17 protein-coding genes are annotated in these 22,195 nt (G+C 74.5%); 5 read left to right on the top strand and 12 right to left on the bottom strand.

The features are described 5' to 3' along the window. Positions 1-11: 11 nt before the first annotated feature. On the bottom strand, positions 12-1,070 hold the full coding sequence (locus tag ACIG3E_RS27490; RefSeq protein WP_399621711.1) for a FecCD family ABC transporter permease: 1,059 nt from the start codon (positions 1,068-1,070) through the stop codon (positions 12-14). A 349-nt stretch (positions 1,071-1,419) separates the two neighbouring features. On the opposite strand from ACIG3E_RS27490, the gene ACIG3E_RS27495 reads away from it, so the two are divergent. Further along, positions 1,420-2,367 carry a methionyl-tRNA formyltransferase gene (locus ACIG3E_RS27495; protein ID WP_399621713.1) on the top strand — a complete coding sequence of 316 codons (948 nt, stop codon included), beginning with the start codon at positions 1,420-1,422 and terminating at the stop codon, positions 2,365-2,367. Between the two features lie 129 nt (positions 2,368-2,496). Here the strand turns inward: ACIG3E_RS27495 and ACIG3E_RS27500 are convergent, their stop codons facing one another. Continuing rightward, complete coding sequence (locus ACIG3E_RS27500; protein ID WP_399621716.1) at positions 2,497-3,156, bottom strand: hypothetical protein; 660 nt, start codon at positions 3,154-3,156, stop codon at positions 2,497-2,499. A gap of 88 nt (positions 3,157-3,244) precedes the next feature. Here ACIG3E_RS27500 and ACIG3E_RS27505 point away from each other — a divergent pair, with 88 nt between their 5' ends. Continuing rightward, the gene (locus tag ACIG3E_RS27505; RefSeq protein ID WP_399621719.1) at positions 3,245-4,816 is read left to right on the top strand and encodes an amidohydrolase; all 1,572 of its coding nucleotides are present in this window, start codon (positions 3,245-3,247) and stop codon (positions 4,814-4,816) included. Between the two features lie 165 nt (positions 4,817-4,981). Then, positions 4,982-6,094, top strand: a complete 1,113-nt coding sequence (locus ACIG3E_RS27510) for a M4 family metallopeptidase (protein ID WP_399621724.1) — start codon at positions 4,982-4,984, stop codon at positions 6,092-6,094. Here ACIG3E_RS27510 and ACIG3E_RS27515 read toward each other — a convergent pair. After that, positions 6,087-6,836: a TetR/AcrR family transcriptional regulator gene (locus tag ACIG3E_RS27515; RefSeq protein WP_399621726.1), complete on the bottom strand. Its 750-nt coding sequence runs from the start codon at positions 6,834-6,836 to the stop codon at positions 6,087-6,089. The two genes, ACIG3E_RS27510 and ACIG3E_RS27515, sit on opposite strands and share 8 nt — an antisense overlap. A 162-nt stretch (positions 6,837-6,998) precedes the next feature. Between ACIG3E_RS27515 and ACIG3E_RS27520 the strand changes: the two genes are divergently transcribed. Continuing rightward, the gene (locus ACIG3E_RS27520) at positions 6,999-9,242 is read left to right on the top strand and encodes an MMPL family transporter (RefSeq protein ID WP_399621729.1); all 2,244 of its coding nucleotides are present in this window, start codon (positions 6,999-7,001) and stop codon (positions 9,240-9,242) included. Here ACIG3E_RS27520 and ACIG3E_RS27525 read toward each other — a convergent pair. Genes ACIG3E_RS27525 through ACIG3E_RS27540 form a run of 4 tightly spaced genes read right to left on the bottom strand, consistent with a single transcriptional unit; the run spans position 9,191 to position 16,256 of the window. Next, on the bottom strand, positions 9,191-12,655 hold the full coding sequence (locus ACIG3E_RS27525) for an SAV_2336 N-terminal domain-related protein (protein ID WP_399621732.1): 3,465 nt from the start codon (positions 12,653-12,655) through the stop codon (positions 9,191-9,193). The genes ACIG3E_RS27520 and ACIG3E_RS27525 overlap by 52 nt on opposite strands. Next, positions 12,656-13,606 (bottom strand): AAA family ATPase, encoded by a 951-nt coding sequence (locus ACIG3E_RS27530; protein WP_399621734.1) that lies wholly within the window; start codon positions 13,604-13,606, stop codon positions 12,656-12,658. It abuts the gene before it with no gap. Continuing rightward, positions 13,603-15,870 (bottom strand): trypsin-like peptidase domain-containing protein, encoded by a 2,268-nt coding sequence (locus ACIG3E_RS27535; protein ID WP_399621737.1) that lies wholly within the window; start codon positions 15,868-15,870, stop codon positions 13,603-13,605. The genes ACIG3E_RS27530 and ACIG3E_RS27535 overlap by 4 nt, the downstream gene beginning before the upstream one ends. Beyond that, on the bottom strand, positions 15,867-16,256 hold the full coding sequence (locus ACIG3E_RS27540; protein WP_399621740.1) for a CU044_2847 family protein: 390 nt from the start codon (positions 16,254-16,256) through the stop codon (positions 15,867-15,869). The genes ACIG3E_RS27535 and ACIG3E_RS27540 overlap by 4 nt, the downstream gene beginning before the upstream one ends. Before the next feature lie 148 nt (positions 16,257-16,404). Here ACIG3E_RS27540 and ACIG3E_RS27545 point away from each other — a divergent pair, with 148 nt between their 5' ends. After that, positions 16,405-17,703, top strand: a complete 1,299-nt coding sequence (locus ACIG3E_RS27545) for an aminotransferase class V-fold PLP-dependent enzyme (RefSeq protein ID WP_399621743.1) — start codon at positions 16,405-16,407, stop codon at positions 17,701-17,703. A 106-nt stretch (positions 17,704-17,809) separates the two neighbouring features. Here the strand turns inward: ACIG3E_RS27545 and ACIG3E_RS27550 are convergent, their stop codons facing one another. The 5 genes from ACIG3E_RS27550 to ACIG3E_RS27570 all read right to left on the bottom strand — a co-directional run bounded on the left by ACIG3E_RS27550 (position 17,810) and on the right by ACIG3E_RS27570 (position 22,183). Beyond that, on the bottom strand, positions 17,810-18,058 hold the full coding sequence (locus ACIG3E_RS27550; protein WP_138965071.1) for a DUF397 domain-containing protein: 249 nt from the start codon (positions 18,056-18,058) through the stop codon (positions 17,810-17,812). Between the two features lie 103 nt (positions 18,059-18,161). After that, entirely contained in the window at positions 18,162-19,343 is a 1,182-nt protein-coding gene (locus tag ACIG3E_RS27555) for a thiolase domain-containing protein (RefSeq protein WP_399621746.1), read from the bottom strand. Continuing rightward, positions 19,336-20,409 (bottom strand): thiolase domain-containing protein, encoded by a 1,074-nt coding sequence (locus ACIG3E_RS27560; RefSeq protein ID WP_399621748.1) that lies wholly within the window; start codon positions 20,407-20,409, stop codon positions 19,336-19,338. The genes ACIG3E_RS27555 and ACIG3E_RS27560 overlap by 8 nt, the downstream gene beginning before the upstream one ends. Next, positions 20,406-21,356 (bottom strand): Zn-ribbon domain-containing OB-fold protein, encoded by a 951-nt coding sequence (locus ACIG3E_RS27565; RefSeq protein ID WP_399621751.1) that lies wholly within the window; start codon positions 21,354-21,356, stop codon positions 20,406-20,408. Before ACIG3E_RS27565 ends, ACIG3E_RS27560 begins: the two co-directional genes overlap by 4 nt. A 17-nt stretch (positions 21,357-21,373) precedes the next feature. Then, the gene (locus ACIG3E_RS27570; RefSeq protein ID WP_399621752.1) at positions 21,374-22,183 is read right to left on the bottom strand and encodes a crotonase/enoyl-CoA hydratase family protein; all 810 of its coding nucleotides are present in this window, start codon (positions 22,181-22,183) and stop codon (positions 21,374-21,376) included. Positions 22,184-22,195 lie beyond the last annotated feature (12 nt).

The raw sequence follows: 22,195 nt of genomic DNA on the forward strand, positions 1-22,195 counted from the left end.
GTCCGCCCCGTTCACGCGCTCTTGAACTTTCCACGCCACACCAGCACCGCGAAGAACGGGGCGCCGAGCAGGGAGACGACGACTCCCGCGTCCAGCTCGCCCGGCCGCACCACCAGACGCCCCACGATGTCGCAGACCAGCAGGACGACCGCGCCGAGCAGACCCGCGTACGGCACCAGCCAGCGGTAGTCGGGGCCGGTCACATGGCGGGCGATGTGGGCCACCATGAGCCCGAGGAAGGCGATGGGCCCGCACGCGGCGGTGGCCGCGCCCGCGAGCAGGGTGATGGCGCCGATGCCGAGGGTCCGGCTCAGCGCGATGTTCACGCCGAGGCCGCGCGCCACGTCCTCGCCCAGGTTGAGCAGGTTCAGCGAGGGCAGGGTGATCGCCGCGAGGACGAGGCCGACGGCGACGAACCCGGCGATCGGCCAGATGACGCCGAACTTCACACCGGCCACGGAGCCCGAGTTCCAGAACCGCAGCGCGTTCAGCGACTTCTGGTCCGACAGCGCGATCGCGGTGGTCATCGCCGTGAGGAAGACCGTGATGCCCTGCCCGGCGAGGGCGAGGGTCAGCGGGTTGCCCGCCCCTCTGCCGATGCTCGCGAGCGAGAACACGACGACACCGGCGACGGCCGCGCCCACGAAGGCGAACCACACGTACTGGAACGGGTTGGTGAACCCGAACACGGCGATCACCGACACCACGGCGAAGGAGGCGCCGGCGTTCACGCCCAGCAGGCCCGTGTCGGCGATCGGGTTGCGCGTATACCCCTGGATCAGCGCCCCGCCGACGCCGAGGGCGATGCCCGCGACGATCGCGAGGACCGTCCGGGGCACCCGCACGGTCTGCACGATGAGCCTGATCTCATTGAGCCGCTGGTCGGCCTCCGGCGAGGCGAAGAGGCCGTGCCACACCTCGGCGGGGCTCAACGCGCGCGCACCGACGGCCAAGGACGCGATCGCCGCGACGACGAGGACCGCCACCAGCACGCCCAGACCGACGACCCGCCGTCGGCGCAGCCCTGACGAACCGGTGGGCGCAAGGCGCTCAACTGCAGTTATGCCCATGCGACGTACGTTATCCCTTTGCTCGGGCGGGGACGCACGGCCTGTGGGGCACCTCGCGTCCGGCAAGGAACGCGCCCATTGCTCCGCCCCCGCCCTGGTCCCCTGGCAGAGCGCTGCGGAGCGCCCGCCACCCTAGCTGGCGGCGGCTCGGGGCCGGTCGGCACCCGGGCAGCCCCCCCCTCATTCCACTTAGGCTAGCCTAAGCTAAACTCATGCCGGGGTCGAGAGGCCCGTCGTGGTGCGCGCACACCGGCGGCCGTCAACTTCGGCACCCCGTGCGACCATTGCACACCAAGGTAAGCCTTGCTTTACTTACCGCCGGTCAATCCCTGCTCTGAGGAGGAACCCCATGCGGGTCGTCATGTTCGGTTACCAGACCTGGGGGCACCGCACCCTGCAAGCCCTCCTGGACTCCGAGCACGACGTGGTCCTCGTCGTGACGCACCCCAAGAGCGAGCACGCGTACGAAAAGATCTGGAGCGACTCCGTCGCCGACCTCGCCGAGGCGCACGACGTGCCGGCCCTCATCCGCAACCGCCCCGACGACGACGAGCTGTTCGAGCGCCTCAAGGAGGCCGACCCGGACATCATCGTCGCCAACAACTGGCGGACCTGGATCCCCCCGCGCATCTTCGGCCTGCCGCGCCACGGCACGCTGAACGTCCACGACTCGCTGCTGCCGAAGTACGCGGGCTTCTCGCCGCTGATCTGGGCCCTGATCAACGGCGAGACCGAAGTGGGCGTCACCGCGCACATGATGAACGACGAGCTCGACGCCGGTGACATCGTCCGGCAGCAGGCCGTGCCGGTCGGCCCGAAGGACACCGCGACCGACCTCTTCCACAAGACGGTCGACCTCATCGCCCCGGTCACCACCGCCGCGCTCGACCTCATCGCCTCCGGCGAGACGGAGTTCACCAAGCAGGACCGGTCCCAGGCGAGCTTCTTCCACAAGCGCTCCGCCGAGGACATCCGCATCGACTGGACCTGGCCCGCGGAAGACCTGGAGCGGCTCGTGCGCGCCCAGTCGGAGCCGTACCCCAGCGCCTTCACCTTCCACAAGGGCAAGCGCCTGGAGGTCGTGGCCGCGGTCGTCTCCGAGGGGCGCTACGGCGGCACGCCCGGCCGCATCTTCTACCGCGAGGGCGAGGGCGTGGTGATCGTCGCCGGGGCCGACGCCCGCACCGGCCGCAACCACGGCCTGGCCATCACGCGCGTGCGGACCGAGGACGGCCGCGAGCTGTCCGCGGCCGAGTACTTCACCTCCATGGGCGGCTACCTGACCCAGCGCCCCTGACGCGCCCCCCTCTTCACCGGTCCCAGGGACCGGACACGGCAGCGCCGCCACGCGGACTGGGATCCGCGTGGCGGCGCTGCCGTGTCCGGTCGATGCCGTACGAGGTCCCGGCTCAAGTCCGCGCAGGGGTCAAGCGGCCCCGTCGTCGGCGCCCTCGCCGTTCCTCCGGCCGGTGCTCGCGCGGGCGCCCATATCGCCCTCATCCACGCGAACCAGTCGATATCCCCGCTCGAAGCGCGGGCGCCCGCGCCGGTCCGCCTTCTTGGCGCGCGCCCGGCGCGCGGCGGCGAGCAGGGCGGCGACCTCCGGGCTCTTGCGGCGCAGCCGGAGGAAGGACTGCTCGGACCAGCCGCCGAGGGCGGCCGCCGACGACTGGACGGAGCCCTCCCTGACGGCCTTGAGAACCACGCGCAGCGCGGCGGGACCGAGCCCGGGGGCGTCGACCGCCGCCGCGGCGGCGCGTTCCCGCTCCTGCTCCGCGAGCTCCGCCGCGGCCGCCATGGCGGCCGCGAACGCCGGGTCCTGCTCCCGCCAGTTGCGGAGCATCCGAAGGGAGACGCCCGCCGCCACCGCGCACCCGGCCGGACCGAGGCCGAGCGCGGCGGCACGCAGGGCGTCGGCGCGGCGCACGGCGGTCTCCTCCCGCAGGCTCGGGTCGCTCCGCAGGGCCGTGCGTAAGGACCGTTCGACGTCTTCTTGCGCGTCGAGGCCCGCGACCACACCATCGGCCCAGGCGTCGAGTCGGTGCGCACAGGCCGCGCGCCGACGTTCCACCCGTCTCTCGTCCACCCCACCCACCACCATCAAAACTTAGGCTAGCCTCACCTAACAATAACGCGCGCGGGACGAAGATTCACTCCTCTGAAGGGATCTGTTCGTGCTTTGCTCCAGGATCACCAACGCCACCATCCTCACGATGGATCCGGCCCGCCCCACCGCCCGGGAACTCGGCATCTGGCGAGGCCGGATCGTGGGGCTCGACTCCGACGTGGCGGGGCTCCCGGCGCGGCGCGTCCTCGACCTCGGCGGCGCGACGGTCCTTCCCGGGTTCATCGACAGCCACGTCCACCTCATCTGGGCAGGCCTCAAGGCGCGGGCGCCGAGCGTCGCGCCCAGCAGGCGGGTCGACGACATCCTCACGGTCGTGGCCGAAGCGGTGGCGGCCGCGCCCGTGGGCGGCTGGGTGAGCTTCGGGGGCTACGACCAGCGCACGCTCGACCGGCCGCTGACCGCCGTCGAGCTCGACGCGGTGAGCGCGGGCCGCACGGTGTATCTGGGCCACATCTCCGGACACGCGTGCCTGGTGAACTCCGCCGTCCTCAAGCAGCTGCCGCCGCACGTCGCGAGCCCGGACGGCTTCCTCGCGGAGGACGCCATGGGCGCCGCCCTCGCCCTGCGCCCGCCACACACGCTGGCCGAACTGGCCGACGCCGTCGCGGAGTCCGGCCGGGTGTGCCGGTCCCAGGGCATCACGGCCTGCGCCGAGGCGGGCATCGGCAGCGAGCTGTTCGCGCACAGCCCCATCGAGGGCGCGGCCTTCCAGCTCGCCCACGAGACGGGACGGCTGCCGCTGCGGGTCCAGCTCATGGTGGCGGCGGACGCCCTGCGCCCGGTCGAGGCCGCGCCCGAGGACACCACGACGCGGTCGTTCGGGCTCGGACTGCGCACGGGCTTCGGCGACGGGCGCCTCTCGCTCGGCGCCCTGAAGGTGTTCACCGACGGCGGCATGATGGCGCGCACGGCCGCGCTGACCGAGCCCTATGTGGGCGGCGCGGCCAGCGGGCAGCTCCAGGCCGACCCCGAGGTGCTCACGGAGACCATCGTCGAGGGCCACCGGGCGGGCTGGCAGCTCGCGGTGCACGCGATCGGCGACCGTGCCGTCGACCTCGCCCTGGACGCCCTGGCCGCGGCCCGCCGCGCGAAGCCGCGCACCGACGCCCGTCACCGCGTCGAGCACGCGGGCCTCGTCCGGCCGGACCAGCTCGGCCGCTTCGCCGAGCTCGGCGCGATCGCCGTCGTACAGCCCAGCTTCCTGCGGCACTTCGGCGACGACTACGCCACGATCATGGGGCCCGAGCGGGCGCCGTGGCTGTACCGGGGCCGGGGCTTCCTCGACCACGGGGTGCGCCTCGCGGGCAGCTCCGACCGGCCCGTCGCCGACGGCGCGCCGCTGCGGGCCGTCCAGTTCATGGTCGAGCGGGCCTCCGCGTCCGGCCGCATCATCGGCCCCAAGGAGGCCATGAGCGTCGAGGAGGCACTGCGCGCGTACACCGTCGACGCCGCGTACGCCTGCCGCTGGGAGGACAGCGCGGGCAGCCTCTCTCCCGGCAAGCGCGCCGACCTGGTGGTCCTCGGCGATGACCCGCGACGGGTGGACCCGGGGCGCATCGGGGACATCGAGGTGGTGCGGACGTTCGTCGAGGGCGAGGAGCTCGACGGCGCCGCCTGACCGGGGATCCGGTGGCCCGCCCTCCGGGCCGCGCGGCACACGGAGAGGGCTGACGGCGGGCAGCGATGGCTTGTCGCGATCCTGACAATCTGCTGCCGCCCTGGCAGGCTCGTCCCGGCGCACTCCCCCACCCGCCCCGCGCACCAGCCGCCGGAAGGAGCCGACATGGCCCCGCCCCGTACTCCCCGCCGTCGCACCCGCCGCACCGCGGCCCGGCTCCTGCTCACCACCGCCGTCGTCGCGGCCTCGGCCCTCCAGGGCGGCCTCGCCGACGCGAGCCCGGCCGGGCCGCGCGCGGTGGCCGGGGTCGGCTGCGGCACGAACGTGGGCCGCGTCCCGCTCGACACCACGTACAACCCGGCCACCGGGCGCTACGAGCTCAACGACCCCCAACGCGGCAACCACAAGACGTACGACATGCACAACGGCACCGGCGGGTCCGGCACCGTGGTGACCGACGACGACAACACCTGGTGCGAGGGCGGCCGTCAGTCCGACGCGGTGGCGGCGCACTACATCCACGCGGTGTTCTGGGACTACCTGCTCCAGGTCCACGGCCGCAAGGGCGTGCGCGGCGACGGCAAGGGCGGATGCAGCCGCGTCCACTACGGCCGCGACTACCTCAACGCGTTCTACGAAGCCACCTCCAACTGCGTGACCTACGGCGACGGCGCGTCGAACCCCGCCAGGCCCCTGGTCCGCATCGAGGTCGGCGCGCACGAGATGACCCACGGCGTCACGGCGGCCACCGCCGGGCTCGGCTTCTCCGGGGAGCCGGGCGGCCTCAACGAGGCGACGAGCGACGCCCTCGCGGCCGCCGTGGAGTTCCGCGCGGCCAACCCGGCCGACCCCGGCGACTACCTCTTCGGCGAGCGCGTCGACGCGGGCGGCCAGACCGCCCTGCGCTTCATGGACCGCCCTTCCCGCGACGGCCAGTCCAAGGACTACTGGTACGCGGGCATCGGCCAGCTCCCGCCCGCCTACTCCGCCGGGCCCGCCGACCACTTCTTCTACCTCCTCGCCGAGGGCAGCGGCCCCAAGGTCGTGGGCGGCGTCAGCTACGACAGCCCGACGTACGACGGCAAGCCCGTCACCGGCGTCGGCCGGGCCGCGGCGGAGCGCATCTGGTTCCGCGCGCTCACCCTGTACATGACGTCCACCAGCACCTACCGCTCCGCGCGCACCGCGACGCTCGCGGCCGCCGCGGCCCTGTACGGCACGGACAGCGCCGAACACCGCGCGGTGGGCGCCGCCTGGGCGGCCGTCAACGTCACGTGACGTCCACGCCCGCGGGCGGGATCCGGCGGTGCAGATCCTCGACCATGGTCCGCACCGCCAGGCGGAAGACCTCGGCCTGGTGGTCACCGATGAAGGAGGTGTGCCCGAACACCTCCAGGACGACCAGGCCGTGCAGCTGCCCCCACGCGCTCATCAGCAGGGCGATCGCGGGCGGCGGCAGCGACCCCATGCCGTCCGCGGGCAGCTGCTCGAAGTACTCCCGGAGCGCGGGCGAGAGCTCCGGCACGTCGGCCGCCGCGAGTTGCTCCCTGGTGAACCCGCCGAACAGCTCGCTCTCGAACATCGCGCCCATGCGGCGCACGGCCTGGGTGGTGGGGCCCTCGGGCGGCGCCGCGTAGTACCGCAGGGGCGTGCCGTACAGGAGTTGGAACCGCTCGGGGTGGTCGATGGCCCACTGGCGGTAGGCCTCGGTCACGGCCACCACGCCCCGCGTGCCCGGCTCGTCGGCCGCCGCGTCGAGGCCCGACCGCAGGGCGGCGGCCAGGTCGTCGTACGTCTTGGCGATGAGCGCGGTGACCAGGTCGTCGCGGCTCGGGAAGTAGTGGTAGAGCGCCTGCACCGTCATGCCGAGGCTCCGGGCGACGGCGCGCAGGGACAGGGCCGCGGGGCCGTGTTCGGCGATCTGTGACTCGGCGGCCTCCAGGATCTCCCGGGTGGCCGCGGCGCGGCGCCGCTCGCGCAAGGAGGGCCGGGCCGTGGCGAGTTCGTCCGTTGCGGTCATACGGCGACCGTACGCCGAAGGACTTGACGGCGTCATGGGATTCTTTGAACCGCTCGGAAAATCTAACACTGCCAAATCTTCTTGTATCTCCCTACCGTCGTCCTGCGGCGCCGAAGCGTGCGACACCGCACCCGCTGCCCAGGAACGCAAAGGAGAGAGCGCGTGTTCGAACGCATAGCCGAGCTGGCGATCCGCCGATCCCGGCTGGTCCTCATCGTGGCCACCGTGGTGGTGGCCCTCATGGGCGCGCTGGGCGCCGGTGCGTTCGGGAAGCTGCTGAGCGGCGGCTTCGACGACCCGGCCTCCCAGTCGTCCCGGGCCAGGGACGTCATCGACGAGAAGTTCGGCGGAGAGACCAACCTGGTGCTGCTGGTCCGCACCCCCCAGGGCCGCGTCGACGCCCCGGCCGCCCGGCGCGGCGCCCGGGCCCTGGTGGCCGACCTCAAGAAGGAGCGGGACCTCACCAACGTGGTCTCGTACTGGGACACCAGCAGCCCCGATCTGCGGTCCAAGGACGGCAGCGAGGCCCTCGTGCTCGCCCGCGTGAAGGGCCGTGACGCGGAACAGCAGGAGAACGCCAAAGCCGTCATCGACACGTACGCGGGCAGCCACGAGGGCGGCCTCACGGTCAAGGCCGGAGGCAGCGCCGGGGTGAGCCACGAGATGGGGCCGCAGACCGAGGAGGACCTCGTCCTGGCGGAGACCATCGCGGTGCCGCTGATCCTGCTGCTGCTCCTGGTCGTCTTCGGCACGGCGGTCTCCGCGCTGCTTCCGCTGGCCATCGCGCTCATCGCCATCGTGGGGGTGTTCGCCGAGCTCTACGTCGTCGGCAGCGTCACCGACGTCTCCGTCTTCGCGATCAATCTGACCACGGCCCTCGGGCTCGGACTCGGCGTCGACTACGCCCTGTTGATGCTCAGCCGGTTCCGCGAGCAGCTCGCGGCGGGGGCGAGCGTGGAGGACGCCGTCCGGCGGACCATGAGCACCGCGGGCCGTACGGTCGCCTTCTCCGCCGCGACGGTGGCGGCCGCCCTCGCGGCGCTGATGGTGTTCCCGCAGTACTTCCTCCGCTCGTTCGGCTACTCCGGGGTCGGGGTCGTCGTCATCGCGGCCCTCGCCACCCTGTTCGTGATGCCCGCGCTCCTCACCGTCCTGGGGCACCGGGTCAACAGCGGGCGCATGCCGTGGGCGAAGCCGGGGCGGTCCGGCTCCGGGGCCTCGGTGTGGGGGCGCCTGGCCCGCACCGTGATGCGGCGGCCCGCGCTCACCGCCCTGCCCGTGCTCGTGGTGCTGCTCGCGGCGGCGAGCCCGCTGCTCGGCATCACCTTCGGCACGGCGGACGAGCGCGTGCTGCCCGAGGACGCCCGCAGCCGCGAGGTCGCCACCGCGCTGCGGGAGAACTTCGACGGCAACGACGCCGCCGCCCTGCACGTCGTCATCGACGAGCCGGTGGACAGGGGTCCGTTGGAGTCGTACGCGGTCGGCCTGTCCGCGCTGGAGGGCGTGGCCCGCGTCGAGACCAGCACCGGGGTCTACGCCGACGGGAAGTCCACGGCGACCGGCCCCGGCAACGCGGCACTCGGCCGCCCCGGCGCGCAGCGGCTCACCGTGGTGAGCTCCCTGACGCCCAAGTCCGACGCGGCCAAGGACCTGGTCGAAGGGGTCCGGACGGTCGCCGCGCCCTCCGGGACGCGCCCGCTGGTCGGCGGGGCCGACGCCGAGCTCGTCGACTCCAACGACTCCATCGGCAGCAGGCTCCCCCTCGCCATCGGCCTCATCGCCGTCACCACGTTCCTGCTGCTCTTCCTGTTCACCGGCAGCGTCGTGCAGCCGCTGCGCGCGCTGGTCCTCAACATGGTCAGCCTCGGAGCGACCATCGGCGTCATGACCTGGATCTTCCAGGACGGCCACCTCTCCGGCCTGCTCGGCTTCACCCCGCAGCCCATGGAGACGTCGATGACCGTGCTGATGTTCTGTATCGCCTTCGGCCTCTCCATGGACTACGAGGTGTTCGTCACCAGCCGCATCAAGGAACTCCACGACCTCGGCGCGGACAACGAGTCCGCCGTGGCCGACGGCCTCGGCCACACGGGCCGCATCGTCAGCGCTGCGGCCGTCCTGCTCGCGGTGAGCTTCTTCGCCTTCGGCACGGCCGAGATCAGCTTCATGCAGCTCTTCGGCCTGGGCAGCGGTCTGGCCATCCTCATCGACGCCCTCGCCGTCCGCGGCGTCCTCGTCCCCGCCGCGATGCGCCTGCTCGGCCGCTCGGCCTGGTACGCCCCCGGCTTCCTGCGCGCCTTCCACGCCCGGTTCGGCCTCAGCGAGGGCGCACCCGCCCCGTCTCCGGCGGCACCTCAGGGGAACATCGCCCGCCGCCCGAGCAGCAGCGCCGCGAGCCGCAGGTAGGCCTTGTACGCGGCCGGGGTCAGCCAGGACAGTTCGATGGTGCTGGCCATGGCGAGGTGGCCGTCGCGAGGGACGGTGACGAGGCCTCGGCAGCGTGAGCGCAGGGCGCGTACGTTGCCCGGGTCGAGGGTCCAACCGGCGGCGGGGCGGCTGTGGTTGAGGACGACGACGGCCTCCTCCACGAGGTCGGGACGGTTCAGGGTGACGAGGCGGTCCATGGTCTGCTGGGCCTGGGTGAGCCCGGCGGGGTCGGCGCGGGAGACGATGACGACGCGGTCGGCGTGCTCCAGGACCAGGGACACGGGCTTGTCGGAGTCGATCAGGGTGAGGCGGAAGTACCGCCCCGTCGCCCACACCACCTCGCGGAAGTCCTGGTCGGTGTACTGGCCGCCCGCCGAGGGCCGCGACACCGAGTCGTTCGCGAGGACCATCAGGCCCGAGCGGTGCGGCGACAGGAACAGGCTGAGGTCCTCGAAGCGGCGCACCTCGGGCAGGGAGGCCGCCAGATCGGTCAGGCCCGCGAACGTGCCGCGGAAGACGCGGCCGCCGATGCGCACGTGCCGCCCCGCGTGCTTGTCGGCGTCGATCGCGAGGACCCGCTCCTGGCGCTGGTCGGCGAGGACGGCGCCCAGCATCATCGCCGTCGTGGTGCAGCCCGCGCCGTCCTTGACGCCGACGAGCGCGATCCGCAGCGGCTGCGCGAGCGGCGCGCGGACGGTGCGGGTCCAGGTCTCGCTGTCGTCGTCCTCGGGCTCCTCGGCGCGCCCCCGCTCCCGCGGCGTCTCGGGGGCGAGCGCGTCGTCGTCGGTCTCCTCCCACGGCTGCGCGCCGGGCAGCCGGGCGCCGAGGGCGTCCGCCACCTCCCGCACGGTGGGCCTGCCCTCCGGTTCGGCGGTGACGCAGCGCAGCAGGAGGTCGGCGAGTTCCCCGTCGAGTTCGCCGAACCACGGGTCGCGCCGCAGGGCGTCGTGCTCGTAGCCCTGCCAGGCGCGGCCGGTCGCGGCGCGCAGCAGCACGGCTCCCAGGGAGTACACGTCTCCGGCCGTGATCCGCGACTCGCCCCAGTACGTCACCTCGGGCGCCCGGTAGGGCGAGGCGGGCGGCATCGCCGAGACCGAGGCGCTCCAGGCCCCGTCGATGCGCGCGGACGTCCAGCTGATGATGTGCAGGGTCGACTCGGTCACCAGGACCGCGCCCGGGGTCAGGGAGCCGTGCACGATGCCCCGGCGGTGGCAGCGGCTCACGGCCCGCGTCAGATGCCAGCCGAGCCACAGGAACAGCGGGGTTCCCGCCAGCGGCCCGGCCGCGTCGAGGACCGCGCGCAGCGTCGGCGCGGGCCGCCCGTCGCCGAGGGTGTCCAGGCGCAGCGCGAGCCAGGGCACGGGCACGTCGCGCAGGTCGCTGGCCACGATGGCCGGGGCGTACACGCCGTCCATGCGGCGCAGCGCGCCGCGCTCGTTGTCCAGGAGTTCCCGCGCCACGGGTGAGGCGGACGAGGAGGACACGCGCAGCAGGACCTGGAGGCCGTCCTCGTCCTCGGCGATGTAGGCGGTGGGCGTGCCGCCGGCGCCGTCCCTGCGCAGCAGCGTGTAGGGGCCGAGCGCGTGCAGGTCCTGGAGGCGCAGCGGCAGCCAGGACGGGGCGGCCTCCAGGCCGGAGGGCAGCAGGACCTCCTCCTCGGCCGCGGCGCCCTCGGGGGCGGGTGCCGCCATGGGGCGGGCGCCCAGATGGGTCAGGAGCCGGTCCTCCAGCCAGGCGAACGGCCGGGTGCCGGGCAGGAGTTCGCTGGTGCCGGAGGGGTGGGCGAGCCAGGCGGGGAAGTCCGGGGAGCGGCCCACGAGCGCGCGCAGGCGCTCGGTGACGGTCCTGGTGGTGCGGAGCAGGTCGATCGGGGACGCCGTGTCGAGCAGGATGTCCTGGGCGTCGCGGGCGAACCCGAACCTGCGGTGCTGCGCGGGCAGCCGCGCGTCGGCCGGTTCCACCTGCTGCATGAGGCCGCCGAGGAACACCTCGGCGAGGTGCGCGGTGTCGGCCCGCCAGTCCACCGCGGCCTGGACGAGCCGCATCACGGGCACGGTCAGCGGCGACACGGCGGCCAGGTGCGCGGCGAGCCGGAAGGCCTCCGGCGACGCGGCGTCCCGGAAGCGCAGCACGGCGGTGGCCGCGTCGGCGCCCCGGGTGTCGGCCCGGCCGCGCGGGGTCGGGGCGTGCGGCGGGACCAGCAGGGGCAGTTCGGTGCTCGCGCCGGGCGAGGCCACGAGCCGGGCCCAGGCGGCGACGGCCGGTGGGTAGGGTTCGAGCACCGGGACGGGGACGTCCGCGAAGTCCTCGCCGAGCCCGGAGGGCAGCAGCGGGTCGGACACGTACCAGGTGTCGTTGGCGGCGCCCCGGCGCCGCGTGGTCACCAGCCAGGGTTCGGAGCGGATGCCCGAGCCGCCCCACAAATGGGCGGGCAGGGCGTGCAGGATGGCGGTCGGCCCCTGGCGCGCCCAGCGGCCGAGGGCCGTGCGCATGCGCCCGTCGCGCCAGCAGGCGCCGACGCCGTCGCTGATGACGAGGACCAGGGTGCCCCCGGAGGGGTCGACGGCCGACGCCGGGGACAGCAGCGAGGAGTGCGCGTCGAAGGGGCGGGCCCGCAGCAGCGGGGCCCGCCGGGAGCGGGTGTCCAGGCCGAGGACGCGGATGCCGCGGAACGCGCCGAGGCGCTCCAGGAGGGCGCGCAGCTCGGTCGCCAGGCGCCGCCACAGGAGCATCGAGACGCCGTCGTCGATGAGCAGCACCAGGTCGAGCCAGCGCTGCCGGGCGGGCCGGGTCACCACATCGGGAAGGCCGGTCTCGGCGAGGGCCGCCGCCGTGGCCGCCTCGTCGAACTCGCGCCGGTGCGGATGCGGCTGGGGCTGCTTCAGGAGCCGCAGCGCCCGGCCGAAGCGCAGCTCCTCGTCGCCGAGGGCCTTCTCCTCGGGCACCCGTACCGGCAGCGCTCCGTCGTCCGCGTGCAGCCGGTCGGCCGCGCCGACGCGGGCGAACTCGGGGGCGCTGCGGGCCGCCGCGGCCGCGTGCAGGGCGCCGAGCAGCTGGGCCGGTGGCGGGGGCGGCGCCGGGGTGCTGGGCGCCGGGGTGCCGTCGGCGGGCTTGTCGTCCGTGGCGCGCGGGTCGGCGTCGGGCACGGGTTCTTGCGCCGGGCCGGGCGGCGGGGCGGGCAGGGCGGTACCGGCGAGCGCCCGGGCGAGGGGCGCGTCCCCGTCGGGGGGCAGGCGCGCCGCGAGCCAGACGGCGTCGAGCAGTTCGTGGATGGACAGGTCGTGCCCGGTCAGGCGGCCGAGCACGCCGAGGACCACGGGGGACGGCGCACCGACGGCGGGCGGCGGTTCGCCGTCGGTCCGCCCGGCCGCGGGGTCCCCACCGGGGGGCATCTACAGCGCTCCGCCGAGCCGGTGCAGCACCGCGTCCAGGAGTCCCTCGGCGTCCAGGTCGACGCCGCCCTTGCGCAGGAACACGGCGTTGAGCAGCTGGTCGGTGGCCAGTTCGCCGGGGGCGCGGCGGTTGAGGAAGGCGTGCAGGAGGTCGTCCACTCCGGCCAGCGCCTCCTCGCCGAGGTGGGCCGACACGATCTCCCGCAGCCGGGCCTCGTCGGGGTCCGGCAGGGCCAGGCGCACGCAGCGGCGCATGAAGGCGGGCGGGAAGTCGCGCTCGCCGTTGCTGGTGATCACCACGACGGGGAACTCGTGGCAGCGCACCCGGCCGCGCGTGACCGTGACCCATTCGCCGTCGGCTCCGTGGGTGAGGACCGACACCTCGGACTGGTCGTCCGGAAGCCGGGACAGCTCGGGGATCTCGAACTCGCCCTCCTCGAACACGGTCAGGAGGTCGTTGGGCAGGTCCACGTCGCCCTTGTCGAGTTCGTCGACGAGCAGGACGCGGGGCCGGTCGCGGGGCACCAGGGCCGTGCCCAGCGGGCCGAGCCGGACGAAGGTGCCGATGCCCGGCTCCCCCGCGTCGCGCTCCCGGCGCAGATGGGTCTCGCGCAGACGGCCGATGGCGTCGTACCCGTACAGGGCGTCCTTGAGGGCCGAGCGGCTGTTGACGGCCCACTGGAGCACCGGGCCGAGGGTGAGTTCGTGGGCGACGGCGTGCGCGAGCGACGACTTGCCGGTGCCGGGGTGGCCGGTGACGAGCAGGGGGCGGCGCAGGTGCAGCGCCGCGCTCACCACGTCGGCCTCGGCGCGGCCGATGAGGTACGGGCGGGCCCTGGGGCGGGCGCCGGAGCCGTCGGGGAAGCGGCGCCAGGGCGGGGCCTCGGGCAGCTCCACCCGGCGGGCCACGCGGTCGCCGCGGAACAGCCGCCAGTCGTCGTGCCCGCTCATGTCGCCCGCTCCGTTCCCTCGCCGCCGTCCGCCGGGCCTCCGAGGCCCTCGGCGGGGTCGGCGAGCTGCAGTTCGTCGGGCAGCGGCATCTCGATGTCCTCCCACACCAGGGCGGGGCGGGTGCTGGTCCGCGGATCGGCGTACGCGCGCACCCGGAAGTGCCGGACGCGCTCGGGGAGCTGGTCGACGGGCCCGTCGGGGGTCAGCCCGTCGAGGTCCGGGTCCGCCTCGGGGGCCCGCGGGCCGCGGTCCCACAGCACGATGGGCACGCCCATCACCAGGCAGACGGGGAGCAGTTCGCCGCGCTGGGCGGCCGTGCCCTGGACCAGGACGCGGGCGGTGTCCCGGTGGACCGTCTTGAGCAGGCCGATCAGGCCCGCCCGGCCGCCGACGGTGCGGTCGGCGCGCAGCGCGTCGCCGCGGTGGCGCGCGTTCCAGCGCCGGGTGAGGTCGGCGGCGCCGGTGCGGGAGCGCCGCCGCAGCCGCGGGCAGCGCAGGATGAGGTGGAAGTCCTCGCCGAGCGGCGCGGGGATGTACTCGTCGACACCCGCCCCGTCCCACTCGTCCACCGGCAGCTCCAGCGCGTCCGGGGGTACGGAGACGGCGACCAGGGCCACGCCGCGCTCGGCGCCCTCGGTGCCGCCCGCGACCTCGCGGATGAGCCGGGCGATCTCGCGTCCCGCGCGGGGGTGTTCGGTGCCGGTGACCGCGCGGGCCGCGGTGCCGTCCGCGCGCAGCCGCCACACCGCGCAGCGGTAGTGGTCGGCGGGGTCCTTGGCGTGCCGGTCGAGCTCCACCAGGATCCGGGCCCCGGCCGGGGCGGACCGCTGCGACCAGCGCTCGGCGTCGGCGCGGCGCTCGCGCAGCGCGGAGGCGTGGATGCCGAGGCGGGCGGCGACCCGGCCGCTCCACTCCTGCAGGGCCCGGCAGGCCAGGCCGCCCGTCTCGGCCGCCACGTACTCGACGACGCGAAGGAGGGCGGGCAGGCGGGGCGTCTCGTCGGGCACCGGGGAGCTGTCGCCGGGCCAGGTCTCCAGCTCGCGCAGCACGCCGTCGACGGCGGCGGGCGCGAGCCGGGCCGCGTGCAGGGAGTGCGGCAGGTCCAGATAGGGCAGGGCGGCGGTCGCGGCGCGGTGGAGCAGGCCCGGGTCGGTTCGGCACAGGTGCTCGAACTTGGCGCGCAGCAACCGGTGTTCGGCCACCGAGAGCAGTCGCGCGGCGCCCGTCAGACGCCCCAGGGCGAGCAGCCGGTCGAGCTCGCCGCGGCCGCGCGGGTCGTCGGCCACGGTGGGGGCGAGGGACTCGGCGAGGGTGGGCAGCGCCCGCTCGGTGCGGGTGAGGAGCTGGGCCAGGTCGGCCACGGAGGGCGCGGTGCCGTCGGCGGGGGCGCGCAGGCCGAGTTCACCGGCGAGCACGGTGGCGTGGGCGGCGCGGGCCGTGGGGTCGCCGAGCAGCAGGTGCAGGGGTCCGACCATCATGTCCCGCACGGTCTCGTACGCGTCGGACTCGCCGCCCGGCCCCGCGAGCGGCGCCGAGGACCGCGCGAGAGCGGCCAGGTACGGCTCGGGCAGGGCTCCGGCGCGGCGCAGTTCGCGCAGCACCGACTGCCAGCCGAGGCCCCAGCTGCGCCGGACCGTGTGCTGGGCGGAGAGCGCGGTGTCCGGGGCGGTGATGCGGCCCATGACCAGGCCCACGGCGGCGCCGTCGGCGAGGCACCACAGGGGTCCGCCGCTGTAGCCCTCGTCGACGGCGGCGCCCGAGAGCTGTCCGTCGAGGTAGCCGATGCCGTCGTCATAGGAGGCGACGCGCGCGTCGGCGTAGGAGAAGGGCTGCCCGGCGCCGTACCAGGCCCTGACCTCCTGCCCCCGTGTCATCTCCAGCCAGCGGACGGGGCCGACGGGCGGCGGCGGCTCCTCCCCCAGCTCCAGGACGGCCAGGTCGCCCTCCCACTTCAGGGAGCCGTCGGGGACGGGGCCGAGGTGGTGCGCGCGGGGCGGTATCCACGCCACCAGGCGGGCGGGGCGCGGGGTGGCGGCGGAGAGCACGGGGAAGGACACGTCCAGCGTGACGCCACCGGGGTCCCGGGGGCTGAGCATCCGCTGCCCCAGGGCCGCGTTGACCACGTGGGCGCAGGTCAGGAGGGTGCGTCCGCGGAGGTAGACGCCCGCGCCCGCGGTGCGCGTCCGGTCCGTGCTCAGGATGCGCACCAGTGCCCCGCGGGCGTCCCCGTGCCGGTCGTCTCCGGTCGCCGTGAACCAGTTCATCTCTCGGTCCGCGGGGACAGCTCCCAGGTCGCCGAGACGGTCATGCTCGCCTGGCCGCCCGCGCCGACGATGCCGAGCCGCAGGTCCTGGCCGATCTGGATGCCGAAGTCCACGGAGAGTTCGCGGGGCGGGTCGGGGATGCCGCGCACGGCGTCGTGCACCTGTTGCAGGACGGGGCCCAGCGGGCTCAGGACGGAGCGCAGCGCGTCCGTGGCGAGGGTGCCCACGCGCACACCGCTTCCCACGGGGGTCACTCCGGAGATGCCTGGCGGCAGGTCGGCCTCCACGGCGTCGGGCGCGGCGGGGGCTTCCCCCGCGGCAGCCAGTTCGAGACGGACGCGGACTCCGTCCCCGAGGGTGAACTCCAGGTAGTCGTAAGGCGGCACAGGAAGCATTGTGCAGTTCAAGTCCGGTGACAGATAGGGGCGTTGACGATTCCGCAGGGTCGCGCGTGACCGGTTCGCCGACTTGACGGTTCCCCGGCGTTCCGTTCAAGTGCCTACCGTCGGTCGGGATATTTCTGGAGGTATCTGGATGGATAGGCGGAGCGTGCTGGCGGGTGCGGTCGGATCCGCGGCGGTGGCCGCGTGGGGCGGCGGGGTCGCCGAGGCGGTCGACACCGCCCCGGCGAGCGGCCGACGGCTGCTGGGGCCTGACGGACGGCCGGACTGGGGGACGGTGCGGGCGCAGTTCCGTCTCGACCCGGCCTGGGTCCATCTGGCGACGTTCTACTTGGCCTCGCAGCCGCGGGTGGTGCGGGCGGCCGTGGACCATCTGGCCCGGCAGCTCGACGCCGATCCGATGCTGGTGCCGACGAAGCTGTACCTGCCCGACGGGCCGACGGGCTGGGACCGCGTACGGACGTCCCTCGCCGGGTACCTGGGCGGCGAGGCCGACCACATCGCGCTCGCCGCGAGCACCACCGTCGGCCTCGGCCTCGTGTACAACGGCGTGCGCGTCCGCCCCGGCCAGGAGTTCCTGCTCAGCGAGGACGACCACTCGGTGCACCAGGGCGCCGCGCGCCTGGCGGCGGAGAAGCACGGGGCCCGGGTGCGCCTCGCCTCGTGGTTCGCCGACTCCGGGGAGGCCACCGCCGAGGAGGTGGTGAGCGCGGTCCGGGCGCAGCTGCGCCCGACGACCCGTGTCCTCGGCGTCACGTGGGTGCAGTCCAGGACCGGGGTGCGGATGCCGGTCGAGGCCATCGCCGAGGTGGTCCGGGAGGCCAACCGGGGCCGCAAGGAGGCCGATCGCTGCCTCCTGGTCGTCGACGGGGTGCACGGGCTCGCCGCGGTGGACGCCGATGCCGCGCGCCTGGGTGCCGACGTGGTGGTCGCGGGCACGCACAAGTGGCTGCTCGGGCCGCGCGGCACCGCCCTGGTGTGGCTGGCTCCGCACGCGCTTGCCCAGGTGCGCCCGACGTTCGCGAGCTTCATGGGGGAGGAGGGCGCCGCCGCGCTGTCGCCGGGGGGATTCCTCGCCTACGAGCACGCCTTCGCCCTGCCGGTGTCCGTCGCGTTCCACCAGGCCCTGGGCCGCTCCCGGGTCGCCGGGCGGATCACGGAGCTGGCGACGCGGGCCAAGGAGGGGCTCGCCCGGATCCCGGGCGTACGGCTGCACACGCCCGTGGCGCCCGGGATGTCCGCGGGCATCACCTGCTTCAGCGTGCGGGACCTGCCCGGTTCCGCCGTGGTCGAGAAAGCGGCCGAGCGCGGGGTCCGGCTGTCCGCGCTCTACCACGACAGCCTGGGGTACGCGCGGATCGGCACCGGCGTCATGAACTCGCCGCGGGACGTGGACGTCGCGCTGCGCGTGGTGCGCGACATCGCGGGCTGACCCGACGGGGGCGCCCGCCCCGGCGCCGGGCGTGCCCGGCCGGTCCGCGCCCGCCCGGGGCGGCGCGGCCGACACGTGACCGCCGGTGGCCGTCGGCCACCGGCGGTCACGTCAGGTCGAAGCGCCCCTCCCGGGCCCCGTGCACGAACGCCCCCCACTCGGCGGGCGTGAAGATCAGCGAAGGGCTCTCCGGACGCCCGCTGTTGCGCATCGCGATGAAGCCCTCGACGAAGGCGATCTGCACGTCCCCGCGGCCCTCGCTGCTCGACCGCCATTCGGCGGCGCTGAGGTCCAGATCCGGCTTCTCCCAGCCCGCTAGCGGATGCTGCTGAGTGGTGGTGGTGCTGTCGGCCACGTCCGTGCTCCTCCCAGTGCGTCGTCCGCCGCCAGCCTAGCTTTCCGCCCCGGTGCCGCACAGGCCGCGACGTCAGGTCAGCGGCGGGGCGGAAGCGTACGTATCAGGTCGTGGGAGGCGCGGACCCGACGAGCCACATCGAGAAGAACTGCGAGCCGCCGCCGTAGGCGTGCCCAAGTGCCCTGCGGGCGCCGTCGACTTGGTGCTCCCCGGCCTGGCCGCGCACCTGGAGCGCGGCCTCCGCGAAGCGGATCATGCCGGACGCGCCGATGGGGTTGGTCGACAGGACACCGCCCGACATATTCACCGGAAGGTCACCGTCCAGTTCTGTCACGCCGGACTCGGTGAGCTTCCAGCCCTCGCCCTCGGCGGCGAAGCCGAGGTTCTCCAGCCACATCGGCTCGTACCAGGAGAAGGGCACGTACATCTCCACGGCGTCGATCTGGCGGCGCGGGTCGCCGATGCCCGCCTGCCGGTAGACGTCGGCGGCGCAGTCCCGCCCGGCGCGCGGCGACACGTAGTCCTTGCCCGCGAACATCGTGGGTTCGCTGCGCATCGCGCCGCCGTGCACCCAGGCGGGCGGGCGGGGCGCGCGGGCGGCACCGGCGCGGTCGGTGAGCACCATGGCGCAGGCGCCGTCGGACGACGGGCAGGTCTCGGAGTAGCGGATGGGGTCCCACAGCATGGGCGAGGACCGGACCTTCTCCAGGGTGATGTCGTGTTCGTGCAGGTGCGCGTAGGGGTTCTTCAGCGCGTTGCGCCGGTCCTTGTACGCGACCAGGGAGCCGACGGCGTCGGGGGCGCCGCTGCGCCGCATGTACGCGCGCACGTGCGGGGCGAAGAAGCCGCCCGCGCCCGCGAGCAGCGGCTGCTGGAAGGGGATGGGCAAGGAGAGCCCCCACATGGCGTTGGACTCCGACTGCTTCTCGAAGGCCAGGGTGAGCACGGTGCGCTGGACGCGGCTCGCGACGAGGCCTGCGGCGACGAGCGCGGTGGAGCCGCCGACGGAGCCCGCGGTGTGCACGCGCAGCAGGGGCTTGCCGACCGCGCCGAGCGCGTCGGCGAGATACAGCTCGGGCATCATGACGCCCTCGAAGAAGTCGGGGGCCTTGCCGATGACGACGGCGTCGATGTCGGCCCAGTCCAGCTCGGCGTCGTCGAGCGCGCGGCGGGCGGCCTCGCGGACGAGCCCGGCGAGGGACACGTCGCGGCGGGCGGCGACGTGCTTGGTCTGGCCGATCCCGACGACCGCGACGTGCTCCTTCGCTGTGGCGGCTTCAGGCACGGGGCTCCCCTTCCAGGACGGCGACCAGGTTCTGCTGGAGGCAGGGCCCGGAGGTGGCGTGGGCGAGCGCGCGGTCGGACGCGCCGCAGTGGATCCGCCCGGCGGCCTCGGCGACGCGGACGAGCCCGGCGGCCATGACGGGGTTGGCGGCCAGCGCGCCGCCCGAGGGGTTGACGAGGACGTCGTCGTCGAGCCGGAGCGCCCTGCGCAGCACGACTTCCTGGGAGGTGAAGGGCGCGTGCAGCTCAGCGGTGTCGACGGGACGCGCGAAGGCTCCGGCGCGCTCGGCGGCCAGGCGGGTGGAGGGCGAGTCGGTGAGGTCGCGGACGCCGAGGGAGTGGGCCTCGACGCGGTGGTCCATGCCGCGGATCCAGGCGGGGCGCGCGCACAGGGCGCGGGCCCGGCCCCCGGCCGCCAGGATCACGGCGACGGCTCCGTCGCCGATGGGCGGGCAGTCGCCGGTGCGCAGCGGGCGGACGACGTACTCCCCCTGCGGGCGGGCGCCGGGCAGTTGCGCGTGGGCGTTGCCGTCGGCCGCGTCCCGGCTGCGCGCGGCCACGGCGGCGAGCGCGGGCTCGTCGGTGTGGCCCGCGTCGATGAGGGCCTGGGCCTGGAGGGCGGCGAGGGCGACGGAGTCGGGCCACAGCGGGGCCACGTAGTAGGGGTCGAGCTGGCGGGTGAGGACGTCCCGTACGGATCCGGGCGAGGACTTGCCGTAGGCGTAGACGAGCGCGGTGTCCGCCTCGCCGGTCAGGAGCTTCACCCAGGCCTCGTACAGCGCCCAGGCACCGTCCATCTCCACGTGCGACTCGGAGATCGGCGGCCAGGCGCCGACGCCGTCGAGCGCCATGGTGAAGGAGAAGGCCCGGCCCGCGAGGTAGTCGCTGGATCCGGAGCAGGTGAAGCCGATGTCGGCGGCTGTCAGGCCGGTTCGCTCCAGGACCTCGTGCAGGACCGGCATGAGCATCTCCACCTCGGAGAGCTCGTCGGTGCGGCGCCGGTGGTCGCTCTGTGCGCAGGCGACGATCGCCACGTCCCTGGGCGCGCCGGTGAACTCACCTGTCACAGCAGCTCCTTGTACGTGTCGTAGTCGGCGTCGGGCTCGCCGGTCGGCCGGTAGTGGTCGGGGTGGCGCCCGTCCTCGGTCCACACCGGTTCGACGCGCAGGCCCATGCGGACCTGGTCGTACGGGATGCCGCCGATGCGCCCGTGCAGGGCGAGGTCGGCGCCGTCCAGCGCGATGTGCGCGTACACGTAGGGCACGTCGATATCGAGGTTCTTGGCCTTGATGTTGACCACGCAGAAGGTGGTGACGGTGCCGCGCGGCCCGACCTCCACCTGTTCGGCGGTGGCGACCCCGCAGGTGGGGCAGGCGCCGCGCGGCGGCACGTACACCTTCCGGCAGCGCGGGCAGCGCTCGCCGACGGCGCGGCGCTCGGCCAGGGCGGCCAGGTAGCCGCTCTGGGCGCGGCCCGGGGTGTAGGTGTAGTCGAGGCGGGCGGGGGCGACGATCCCGGTCACGGCCTCACCCGCGAACTCACCTGTATGAACTCGCATTTGATGGACCGTCGGCTCGCTCTCGTAGGGTTCGAAGCAGGCGATGTCCGTGATGGCGCCGGTGCGTTCGGCGGTCCAGCGGACGCGCACGCGCAGACCGGTGCGGACGGCGTCGGGCCCCGCCGCGTCCAAGGCGTGGAGGAGCGCGGTGTCGGCCCCGTCGAGGCGGACGAGGACCCAGGCGAAGGGGGTGTCGAGGGGCTGGCCGCGCCGGGGCGCGGGGTTCCAGGCCCAGGTGGTGACGGTGCCGGTGGCGGCGACCTCGACCAGGTCCCGTAGCTCATCGGCGGTCTCGGGGTCGTACTCGACGGGCGGGACGAGCACGCGGCCCGCGGCGGTGCGCACGCCGAGCACGGTGCGGGCGCGCAGGCCGGTCAGGAAGGCGGACTGGACGGGGCCGAGGGAGCGGGTGAAGGGGAACTCCACGGCCATGGGGGCGCTGAGCGCGTCGGGCATGTCGCCGACTCCTCGGGTCAGGCCCGCCGGTAGACGGGCGGGCGCTTCTCGGCGAAGGCGCGGGCGCCTTCCCTGGCGTCGGCGGTGTCGAAGACGGGCCAGCCGCGCTTGAGTTCGGCGGCGAGCCCGTCGGCCTCGCTCAGGTCGGCGGTCTCGTACACGGAGGCCTTGACCGCCTCGACGGCGAGGGGACCGCAGGCGTTGATCCGCTCGGCGATGGCCAGGGCCCGCTCCAGGGCGGTGCCGTCCGGCACGACGTGGCCGATGAGGCCCACGTCGGCGGCCTCCCGGGCGGTGTACGCGCGGCCGGTGAGCAGCATCTCCAGGGCGTGGGTGCGCGGGATCTGCCGCTGGAGGCGCACCGTGGAGCCGCCGATCGGGAAGAGCCCGCGCCTGACCTCGAAGAGCCCGAAGGTCGCGGACTCGCCCGCCACGCGGATGTCGGTGCCCTGGAGGATCTCGGTCCCGCCCGCCACGCAGGGCCCTTCGACGGCGGCCAGGACGGGTTTGCGCGGCCGGTGGTGGCGCAGCATCGCCTTCCAGTGCAGGTCGGGATCCGCCGCGAGCCGCGCGCGGCACTCGCGGTCCTCGGCGCCCTCCATCCCCTTGCCCGCCAGGGCCTTCAGGTCCATGCCCGCACAGAAGGCGCCGCCCGCCCCGGTGAGGACGACAGACCGCACGCTGTCCTCCGCGTCGGCGGCCAGCCAGCCGTCGTACAGGCCCACCAGCATCGGCAGCGAGAGCGCGTTCCTGGCTTCGGGCCGGTTCAGTGTGAGCACCAGTGTGGCGCCTTCGCGCCGCACCAGGAGATGGTCCGTGCCACCCATGGCCGTCCTCCC

Origin of the sequence: Streptomyces sp. NPDC053474, from assembly GCF_044544845.1 — a bacterium.
Classification (GTDB): Bacteria; Actinomycetota; Actinomycetes; order Streptomycetales; family Streptomycetaceae; genus Streptomyces.

Bases quoted from the DNA above. Each gene is read 5' to 3' on its own strand.
- ACIG3E_RS27490 (WP_399621711.1), bottom strand. From the start codon at position 1,070: ATGGGCATAACTGCAGTTGAGCGCCTTGCGCCCACCGGTTCGTCAGGG.
- ACIG3E_RS27495 (WP_399621713.1), top strand. From the start codon at position 1,420: ATGCGGGTCGTCATGTTCGGTTACCAGACCTGGGGGCACCGCACCCTG.
- ACIG3E_RS27510 (WP_399621724.1), top strand. From the start codon at position 4,982: ATGGCCCCGCCCCGTACTCCCCGCCGTCGCACCCGCCGCACCGCGGCC.
- ACIG3E_RS27515 (WP_399621726.1), bottom strand. From the start codon at position 6,836: ATGACCGCAACGGACGAACTCGCCACGGCCCGGCCCTCCTTGCGCGAG.
- ACIG3E_RS27525 (WP_399621732.1), bottom strand. From the start codon at position 12,655: ATGCCCCCCGGTGGGGACCCCGCGGCCGGGCGGACCGACGGCGAACCG.
- ACIG3E_RS27530 (WP_399621734.1), bottom strand. From the start codon at position 13,606: ATGAGCGGGCACGACGACTGGCGGCTGTTCCGCGGCGACCGCGTGGCC.
- ACIG3E_RS27535 (WP_399621737.1), bottom strand. From the start codon at position 15,870: ATGAACTGGTTCACGGCGACCGGAGACGACCGGCACGGGGACGCCCGC.
- ACIG3E_RS27545 (WP_399621743.1), top strand. From the start codon at position 16,405: ATGGATAGGCGGAGCGTGCTGGCGGGTGCGGTCGGATCCGCGGCGGTG.
- ACIG3E_RS27565 (WP_399621751.1), bottom strand. From the start codon at position 21,356: ATGCCCGACGCGCTCAGCGCCCCCATGGCCGTGGAGTTCCCCTTCACC.
- ACIG3E_RS27570 (WP_399621752.1), bottom strand. From the start codon at position 22,183: ATGGGTGGCACGGACCATCTCCTGGTGCGGCGCGAAGGCGCCACACTG.